The following is a 4,710-nucleotide window of genomic DNA, read 5'->3' as shown; positions in this document are numbered from 1 at the left end:
CCGGCACGCCGCTTCGCCGCCGGGCCGCAACGCCGGCCTCCCGGCCCGGGCGCGTGCCTGTGTGCGGTGCTGGCACTGTGCCTGGCCCTGTGCCTGGCCTTGTGGACGGCCACCCCGGCGCTCGCCGCCACCGACACCGTCACGGCCGACACCACCACAGCCGACACGCCGGCCACCGAGACCCCCAACGAAACCTCCACCAGCAGCACCAGCACCACCACCGCGGCCCCGGCACCGCGCTTCGACATCGGGCTGCAGGCCCCCGAGGCCATCCAGGCCTTCCTGCTGCGCCACCTGGACCTGCAGCGCTACCGCCTCCTTGCCGACCTCGACGCCGCCGAGCTCGATCGGCTGGTGGCGCGCACCCCGGACGACCTGCGCAGCCTGCTCGGCACGCTCGGTCACTTCTCGCCCGAACTGACGGTGCGCGTGGCGCCGCCCGAAGGCGCCGACGCCGCGCCGCTGGGCACGGTGCACATCGGCGTCGAGCCCGGTCCGCTGACGCGCGTGACCACCCAGCGGGTGTTCTTCCGCGGCGCCATCGCCGACGATGCCGCGGCCACCGCCCAGCGCGAGGCCATCGAACGTGCCGCCCGCCTGCCCGAGGGCGAGGCCTTCACCCAGGCCGACTGGGACCAGGCCAAGACCCGCGCGCTGCGGGCCCTGACCAGCGAGCGCTACCCCAACGGGCGCCTCGTCAACAGCCTGGCCGACATCGACGCCAGCACACAGCAGGCCCACCTCTACATCGAACTCGACTCCGGCCCGGCCCGCCGCCTGGGCGCCATCCACGTGCGCGGCGCCCGGCGCTACGACGCCAGTCAGGCCGAAAACCTGGCGCGGCTGGCCGGCGTCCAGCCCGGCGCCGACTACAGCCTGGAGCGCCTGCAGGCCGCGCAGACGCGCATCCTCGCCAGCGGCCGCTACCAGTCCGTGCTGGTCACCGTCGAGCCCGAGGACGACACGCCCGAACTGCCGGTGCTCGTGCAACTGCGCGAGCGGCGCCTGCAAAAACTCCAGATCGGCCTGGGCGGCAGCACCGACAGCGGCCCCCGCGTGTCGCTGGAATACACCCACCAGCAGGTGCCCGGCATCGGCTGGCAGTCGGACAACCGCGTGCAGCTCGAACGCAAGGACCGGCTCGCGCAGACGGTGTGGACGGCACCGCTGGACGAACACGGCTGGCGCTGGGCCGCCAGCGCGCGCTGGGCGCAGCAGATCGACGACTTCTATACCACCACCAGCCAGCGCCTGCGCTGGGGCCGCGCGCAGGAGGAAGCCGCGCGCGACCAGGGCCAGTACCTGCAGTTCGACCGCGCGCGCACGGCCGGCACCACCGCGCGCTCCGCCGGCCCCTCTCAGGCCCGCTCGGCATTGAGCATCAACCAGGCCTGGACCTGGCGGCGTTTCAACGATCCGGTGTTCCCGGAAAGCGGCCAGGGCCTGGCGCTGGAGCTGGGCGCGGGTGTCACGCTCGACGGCACGCGCCGCCCGTTCTTCAAGACCCAGGTGCGCTGGCTCACCTACTGGCCACTGGGCGCCGAGATGCCGCTGCCGGCCCCCGCGCCGGGCGAGGCCCGGCCCGTGGCCACGGACGCCGGCCAGGGCAGCCGGCTCGGCCGCCTGGCCCTGCGGCTCGAAGGCGGCGCCGTGACCGCCAAGCGCGATGCCGCCCTGCCCGACACCCAACTGTTCCTGGCCGGCGGCGATGCCTCGGTGCGCGGCTACGGCCTGCGCGAGATCGGCGTGCCGCGCGCCACCGGCGGTGTCGCCCCGGGCCGCTACCTGGCCGTGGCCAGCTTCGAATGGCAACGCCCGCTGTGGCGCAACGGCCAGCGCAGCCCCTGGGAGCACGTGGTGTTCGTGGACGGCGGCGCCGTGGCCGACCGTGCGCGCGACCTGCGGGCGCAGTGGGGCGTGGGCACCGGCGTGCGCTACAACAGCCCGGTCGGCCCGCTGCAGCTCGACCTGGCCTACGGCGTGCAGCCGCGCGACTGGCGGCTGCACCTGAGCGTGGGCTTCACCTTCTGAACCGGCACCGATGACCGACCGCGCCACGCCACCTGCCACCCCGCCCGCCACACCACGCCGCCCCCGTCTGCGGCCGCTGCGCTGGCTGGCCACGGCGCTGCTGGTGCTGGCCGTGGCCGCGCCGCTGGCGCTGTGGTGGTGGGCCGCCAGCCCCTCGTCGCTGGCCACGACGCTGTCCTGGGCCCAGCGCTACCTGAACAGCCAGCCCGGCGGCGCCGGCTCGCTGGTGGTCGAGGGCGCCGTGGGCAGCCTGCGCCACGGCGGCCAGGTGGCCCTGCTGCGCTGGACGCAGGAGGGCCTCACGGTGCAGGCCGATGACGTGCGCCTGCAGTGGCACGACGCCCTGTGGTTCACCCTGCTGGCCCAGCGCCGGCTGGCCCCCGACGCCGTGCACCTGGGCCGCCTGAGCATCGTCGATGAACGGGCACCCACCGAGGACGCCAGCGAGCCCCCGGCCGGCGCCGAGCTGCCGCTGCGGCTCGACCTGCCCTGGTCCATCGACGCCCTGTCGGTGCGGGGCGGCACGGCCATCGAGCTGGCCGGCCTGCGCGGCCACTACGCCTACGGCCCGGCCCCCGCCGGGCTGGGCACGCCCCAGGCCCATCAGTTGCGCCTGGACACCCTGCGCTGGGCCGAAGGCAGCTACCAGGGCCACCTGGTGCTGGGCGCGCAGTCGCCCATGCCGGTGCAACTGCAGGCGCGCGGGCAGGTGCGCGTGCCCGTGCCCGAGGGCACACCGCAAGACCTCGACGCCACCCTCGACGCCCAGGGCACCCTGGCGCACGCCAGCGCCACCCTCGACGCCCGGCTGCAACTGCGCCAGGCCTCGGCCACCGGTGGCGACGCGCCGGCCGCGCTCGACGCCCGGGCCCGGCTGCAACCCTGGAACACGCAACAGCCGCTGGCCGGCCTGCAGGCGCAACTGCAACAGCTCAACCTGGCCGGCCTGTGGCCGGGCGCGCCGCACACCGCCCTCTCGGGCCAGGCCACGGCGGACAGCAGCCCCAACGGCCACTGGCAGGCCCGTCTCGCGCTCGACAACGCCCGCCCCGCGCCGGCCGACCAGCAAGGCCTGCCTTTCAGCCACCTGCAACTGGCCGCGCAGCAGCAAGGGGCGCAGTGGACCCTCAGCGAGCTGCAGGCCCGCATCGGCGATGGCGTGCTGCGCGGCCAGGCCAGCCTGGACGCCGGCGCTGGCCCGCTCTGGCAAGGCCCGTGGTCGGGGCGCCTGCAGATCGAGCGCATCGATCCGGCGCGCCTGTGGAGCCTGCTGGCCCCCGGCCGTCTCGACGGCACGCTCGATGCGCAAACGCACACCACCGAAGGCGGCCACGCGTTCACCACCACGTTCACCGGCCAACTGGCCCTGTCGCCCCTGGCCGGCCGGCGTGGCGGCGGCCCCACGCTGCTCGACGCGCTGGACCTGCGCGGCCGCTGGCAGGCCCGCGCCAGTGCACCAGCCCAGGGCCAGCTCACGCTGGAGCACCTGCGTGTGCGCGGTGCCGGCGTCGCGCTGCAAGGCCAGGCCCGCCTGAACCTGGCCAACCACCACCTCGACGGGCAGCTCGAGGCCAGCGCGCCTGGCCTCACGGCTCGCTGGCAGGGCCTGGCCGCCCCCGCCAGCGGCCAGGGCGAACTGGCCCTGCGCCTGAACGACGCCACCGCCGCGCAGCAATGGATCACCGCCCTGCAGGCACAGCCGGTCATCGGCCCCCTCGTCCGCGACCACCTCGGCCCTGTGCTCGATGCCCGCCTCCAGGGGCAGGCGTCGGCCATCGCGCGGTGGCAGGGCGGGCTCGCCCCCCTGGGCATGCCCGCGCCGGCGGGCACACCGGCGGCCGCCCAAGCCCTCACGCTGGATCTGGACCTGCAGGTGCCCGAGCTGACGCTGCAAACCAGCGCGACCGCGCCGGCCTGGCAACTGCGCGATGCCCGTCTGCACGTGGCCGGCCCGCCCACCGCCCCGACCGCGCAACTCACCCTGCAGGGCCAGACCGCGCGCCTGGTCTGGGAGCAACTGCGCTGGGACGCTGGCGCCCTCGCCACCCGCGGCACCCTCCATGACCTGCCCCTGGCCTGGGTGGACCTGTTCACCAGCCCCGGCGTGCTCACCCAGGCCGGCATCCAGTCCGACCTGCTGCTGCAAGGCCATTGGGACGTGCAACTGCCCGCCGGCGCGCAGGCGCAGCCCCGCGTGCAACTGCGGCTGGAGCGCCAGGCCGGCGACCTCAGCGTGCGCACCGCCGCCCTGCCCGCACCCGTGGCCGCCGGCGTGCGCACGGCGCGGCTGGACGTCAGCACCGGCCGCAACGCCGGCGCCGTGCAGGCCCGCCTGCAGTGGGACACCCGGGAGCTGGGCCAGATCGATGCCCAGGCGCAGACCGCCCTCGCCCCCCCGTCGGCCAGCCAGCCCGCCTGGCACTGGCCCGAACAGGCCCCGCTGACCGGGCAGTTGCGCGCGCGGCTGCCCGAGCTGGGCGTCTGGTCGGCGCTGGCCCCGCCGGGCTGGCGGGTGCAGGGCAGCCTGGAGGCCCAGGCCGAGCTGTCCGGCACCCGCGCCGATCCCCAGTGGCGCGGCACGCTCAATGCAGAGCAACTGGCCGTCAGCTCGGTGGTCGAGGGCATCGCCTTCACCGGCGGCCACCTGCGCGCCCGCCTCGACGGCGATCGGCTGCAGCT

1 protein-coding gene and 1 pseudogene are annotated in these 4,710 nt (G+C 75.8%); both read left to right on the top strand.

What is annotated here, in order from left to right; all coding sequences use genetic code 11:
• A partial coding sequence (locus tag PHQ87_RS14535; protein ID WP_300235862.1) for a BamA/TamA family outer membrane protein occupies positions 1-2,031 on the top strand: 2,031 nt, incomplete at its 5' end.
• A gap of 10 nt (positions 2,032-2,041) precedes the next feature.
• Positions 2,042-4,710, top strand: a pseudogene (locus tag PHQ87_RS14530) (hypothetical protein); the annotation flags it as partial.

The organism is Hydrogenophaga sp., assembly GCF_028698005.1.
In the GTDB taxonomy this organism is placed as follows: domain Bacteria; phylum Pseudomonadota; class Gammaproteobacteria; order Burkholderiales; family Burkholderiaceae_C; genus Hydrogenophaga.
The sequence above is the reverse complement of the archived record's forward strand: the minus strand, read 5'-3'. Positions and strand labels throughout refer to the sequence as shown.